Source organism: Chitinophaga sp., assembly GCF_036569125.1.
Classification (GTDB): domain Bacteria; phylum Bacteroidota; class Bacteroidia; order Chitinophagales; family Chitinophagaceae; genus Chitinophaga.
Window position 1 is genome coordinate 1 of the sequence record NZ_DATCRF010000613.1, and the last position, 4,994, is coordinate 4,994.

A 4,994-nucleotide genomic window follows, 5' to 3' on the forward strand; every position below is an offset into this window, starting at 1 on the left:
GGCTGGGCTATCTCCTGCTCATGCTTAAATGAAGCGGCCCGTTTATCCTCATCCACCACCAGCTCACCTGCTTCGGGGAAAAGCGAAAAAACAGCATAGTCATTCACCCATGAGCTGCACTGGTGCGATTGCTGAAAGCCACGGATGGTATGCACAAAATACTGGTACTTCCAGCCATCGCCGTTCCTGCCGGTTTGCGGCGTCCAGGTATTCATGCCAAATGGCAGCGCAGTGGCGGGATAGGTATTACCATAGGAGAATTCATACTTGCTGTTGGTGCCCTGCCTGGTGTTCACATACTGCACCAGGTTATCCTGGCCAAAGCCTTGCAGCATGCCTCCCATCACCAGGGCCAGTGTTACTGATAAATGCTTCATCCCCCCTGCGTTATTTTAGCGAATTAATTTTTAGCCTGATGAATCTCGGGCGGTATAAATGAGGATGCTTTTGCAGATCTTTTAAGAACTCCACTGAGTTTACATTATAGCTAATGAGCAGCTCTCCCGGCGCTGAAAGGGCCGGATGCGCTTTGGCGTTATACATAACATACGTTTTCTCCTCAGCATCGCTGCTGCAATCCCATAACCGGGTAACAGGCCCGAAAGGCCCTACGGGGCTGGCGCCTATGCGCATGCTGATGTGGGTGCTCAGACCGCCTTCCTGGAATACCAGGATGTAACGGCCATCCCCCAGGGGCGACAGGCTTAATTCATTTGATACCTTATCCGTTACATCTGCAGCCTTGCTCATCTCCTTATTCCAGCCCGCGCCATCCCAGAAACGCCACTGATCAAATTTATCAAAGGCGGCAGGCTTTACCCTGGCCACTACCATTTGTTTTGCCATGCCATGCACCCCATACACATACACGTAACCATCCGGCGCAGGCGCACCTGCTTTGGCGGTATTCACAAAAATGCCCGCGCCATAAGAGCCGGTATGCCCGTCTTTATCTTTAAAGAACAAAGGCGTATCCATTTCCTTATAGCCTTTAAACGGGGGCTTGCTGCCTGCAGGGATCCTGATCAGCGTATTACCCACCTCACGGAAGCCAAATGCTTCATCTGATACATTCCGGATCCGGTAACCAAAAATATAAAGGGTATTATCCTGCTCCTGGTTCACAAAACCATCGCCCAGCCAGTAGTAATCTGTTTTCCCGGTAAGGGAGGTATGCGGCTCAAACACCGGCACTGCTTCCCCTTTTTCATTCTGATCCCATTCAAAATGCATCTGCGTGCTGTCCGGTAAATGCCCCTTTAACGTAGCCACGCTGTTATGGATCATCCTGGACCCTGGCAGCAGCGAATCATTCTCAATGCTGCCGATCATGGAATCACTGAATATAAAAAGCAGGCTGTCCGATGCCTGATGCTCCCTGCCGTTAAACGGGATGGTATAGATGCCGTCTCCGCCAAACCATCCGTTATTCCGGATAAAAAGCGCCGACCATTCCGGGGCTTCCTCTACCTTAAACTGCGGCGGTGTAAGGTCCGGCGTTTGCGCGTGAGCGTGGCAAAGCAGTAATGCACCTATTGCAGTGAACAACATTCTCTTCATATCCATGAAAGTTTTTTACGTTTTAAAATAGTACCGGCTACTCCGCCGGCTATGAACAGCAAAGCTATCATTTGCGCCTGGCTTAGCTGCATACCCCATACCGGGTACTTTGGCGTAATGCGTAACAGCTCTATCAAATACCGCTCTGCACCATTCAGTATAAGAAATAAAAAGAACATAGCACCGGGTGTTTTCAACCGTTTCCGCAGCATCCACATTACACCAAACAGCAGGATGCATAGAACGGCTTCATAAAACGGTGTGGGATACACGCCAAGCGGCAGCTCATGGCAATGCTGCAAGGTGCAGCCCGGAATATACACGCCTGCATCAATGGCATTATGCGGGTAGGTGGAAGCCCATGCCCATTGCGGCATCCAGGCAGGTTTAACATGCCGGTTCACAATGCCCCAGTCACCATCGCCCGACAGCTGGCAGCCGATCCTCCCAATGCCATAAGCCAGCATCATGCCCGGTGAACCGATATCCGCCATATGGATCAGCGGGATCTTATTCCGGTATCCTATGTACAGGTAAGTTAAGGCGCCAAAGATCAACCCTCCGTAATAAGTAAAGCCGCTGCGCGACAACAACACTTCCAGCGGCTGGTACCGCAGCTCCTGGAAATGCTCCGCTGCGTCAAACAGCTTGGCGCCCAGGAAACCCCATACGCCCACCATAAAAGTAATGAAGGGCATCAGCTGGTAAGGATGAATATAGCGAACTATTTCCCTGGGTTCCGCCAACCGCGATCTTTGCCGGTCTATATACACCCATGCTCCCCAAACAAGGGCCAGGATAAGGCCTGCCACTATATTACCCCGTAAGGAAAGAAAACCGGGTGCAGGATCATCTCCCCGGAAAAGGGCCCACAATACATCCAGCCCTTTATATCCCAACAAAAAGCCCAGGCCCGCATTCAGCAATAGTTCCAGCGGAGATGCCGGCAGCCCCTCCGTTTCTTTAACCGCTATTGCATGGATAGTACCATCCGCTTCCTTCCTTTTAAACTCCGCCACAAACACAACATAGGCCCCGGCAAAAGCCAGGGCCATCAAGGTACCGAAGGTCTGTAAATTGACCTTTACGGGTATAGGGAATAAATAGCTGACGAGGTCTCCTATAGTCGGGAACATACGGCATATTTTAAAGACTGATCTGCAGCCCCATGATCAGCACACGCTGGTTAATATACGCATCTCCGGCGGTATTGGTGCTGATCTCAGGATCCTGCTGGTACTTACGGTAGTTATCCCAGGTGAACAGGTTGTACGCGCTCATATAAAGCCGTGCGCTGTTCAGCTTGAAAGGCAACATCCGGGTTGGGAACTGGTAACCAATATCCACTGTTTTCAGGCGCACATAATGCGCATTCACCAGCCAGTAATCTGATGGGTAATACGTAGGGCTGTTCACAGACGACTTATTGGTGGTAAGCCTGGGATACCCTGCAGCGGCTGCATTCTCAGGCGTCCAGGATTCCAGGTGTATAGGCTGGAACTGCCCTATGAACGGCTCTATACCGGTGCCTGTAATAATAAAGCTGTAGTTGAAAGAGCCCTGCAGCAGCACGCTTACACTAAAACCTTTGTAAGATGCCTGCAGGTTTAAACCCAGGTTGGTATTCGGCAAATTAGGATGCCCGATAGGCCGCTGATCAAAGATATTAATAAAGCCATCGCCATTCAGGTCCTGGTATTTGAGGTCGCCTGCATGCAATGGCAGCCCGTTATCCGGGATGGCTATTGTTTTATTACCGGCATTGCTGCCGCCATTAGCATTCTGATAGGCTGTTACATTTGCAAGATCCTGCTCGGTATAATACCCTAAGGAATGATACCCGAACGGCTGGTTCAGCGGCTGGCCGGTGCGTGCCAGCCAGGCATATGCCGGCGCTGCTTCACTCTCATACAGGATCTTATTTTTTGCATAGGAGAATACAAAGTTTGTTCCCCACTGTACATTGCCAATGCTGCTGTGATAGCCTATCTGCCCGTCAAAGCCCTGGTTACGTGTACGCCCCACGTTTATAGCCGGCAAACCTATGCCAATAATATCCGGCACATTGTTAGGCACTATCAGCTGATCGTAACGGATGTTACGGAACACTTCGATGGTAGCGGAAAGCCGGTTATCCTTCAGCATATTCAGGTCCAGCGCAAGGTTGGTTTCCTTTTGCTTTTCCCATACCACATTGCCATTTGCCAGGTTGCCCTCATAGAACATGTTGTAATTAATGGGCGATTCCCCGAACGGATAGTTATTTTGATTTTGAATATAGTTCTGTGCATAAATATACCGGTTATTAGGCGCTGCATCCGAACCTACAATGCCATAGGAACCGCGGATCTTGAACAGTCCAAACACAGGGAAGGCTTCTTTGAAGAATTTTTCTCCGGTTAAATTATACCCGATGCCGATGGCGGGAAAAAGCCCAAAGCGGTGGTTAGCTGCAAACCGGTCGGTTCCGTTATAGGCCGCTTTCAGGTCTAACAGATATTTTCCGTCATACTCATAGTTACCGGATACAGATACGCCCTGGAACTTTGCCGGTACGCCTACGGATGCGGGATCCAGTTGATCATACGCATCAAAGGTCTGCGACTGCTGATTCATTAGTACCAGGCCGCTTACATGGTGTTTGGAATTAAAAGTGCGGTCATAATTGGAAAACAGCTGCACATTCACATTGGTGGTATAAATATTTGTATTGCCGCTATAGTAAATATTCGGGAATACATAGGTACCGCCGGGATTCAGCAGGTATGACTTACTGGCCGGATCATAGTGGTAAGACGGGATAGGCCCGTAGTTACCAGTGCCCCGGGTATATTGCTCCTGGCTGGAATAAGCCACCCGCGCGGTCACAGATAATCCATCGGTAATAGCATTCAGCTGCTGGGTAGCATTGAACATAATGTTATAATCCGTTCGCTTTGCATTCTGGTAACCACCGGTGGCCAGTCTTGCATTCAGGGTAGGCAAATGCCCGCTATTGAAACGCGAGTAGGCGTAAGCGTAAGATCCATCCGGATTCAGGAAGGGAGCTGTAAAAGGCGTTAAGCGGCTAAAGTCGAACACTTCCGATAAAGCGCTGGCAGCCGTAAGGTTAGGCGAATTGGTGGTGGAAAAGCGGGTGGTTACATCCAGCCGCAGGTCCAGTGTTTTATTAGCCTTCAGATCCAGGTTAGACCTGAAATTATACCGTTTAAAATTGTAGTTGGTATTAACGTTCCCCCGCGGATCAGGAAAGCTGCGCACCAGCCCATTCTGGTTCAGCGCACCGCCGGAAATAAAGTATTTCACCACGTTATTACCACCGGAAATATCCAGGTTGGTATTTTGCTGGTAGCTGTACTGTTTAAAGATGGCATCGTACCAGTTCACATTGGGATGCCCGTAAGGGTCCTGCCCGTTCTTAAACAGGTTAAGGT

The 4,994-nt window shown here is 49.9% G+C and carries 3 protein-coding genes and 1 pseudogene; all 4 read right to left on the minus strand.

The window, feature by feature from the left end; all coding sequences use genetic code 11:
* A pseudogene (locus tag VIM87_RS22870) lies at positions 1 to 377 on the minus strand (glycoside hydrolase family 92 protein); the annotation flags it as partial.
* Between the two features lie 10 nt (positions 378 to 387).
* Entirely contained in the window at positions 388 to 1,560 is a 1,173-nt protein-coding gene (locus VIM87_RS22875; RefSeq protein WP_331999249.1) for a DUF4185 domain-containing protein, read from the minus strand.
* Positions 1,557 to 2,696: a prolipoprotein diacylglyceryl transferase gene (locus tag VIM87_RS22880; RefSeq protein ID WP_331999250.1), complete on the minus strand. Its 1,140-nt coding sequence runs from the start codon at positions 2,694 to 2,696 to the stop codon at positions 1,557 to 1,559. The genes VIM87_RS22875 and VIM87_RS22880 overlap by 4 nt, the downstream gene beginning before the upstream one ends.
* Positions 2,697 to 2,706: 10 nt before the next feature.
* Positions 2,707 to 4,994, minus strand: a 2,288-nt coding sequence (locus tag VIM87_RS22885) for a SusC/RagA family TonB-linked outer membrane protein (RefSeq protein ID WP_331999251.1), incomplete at its 5' end; no start/stop codon positions are given.

Coding starts and splice junctions, on each gene's coding strand:
- VIM87_RS22880 (WP_331999250.1), bottom strand. CDS start 2,696: ATGTTCCCGACTATAGGAGACCTCGTCAGCTATTTATTCCCTATACCC.
- VIM87_RS22875 (WP_331999249.1), bottom strand. CDS start 1,560: ATGAAGAGAATGTTGTTCACTGCAATAGGTGCATTACTGCTTTGCCAC.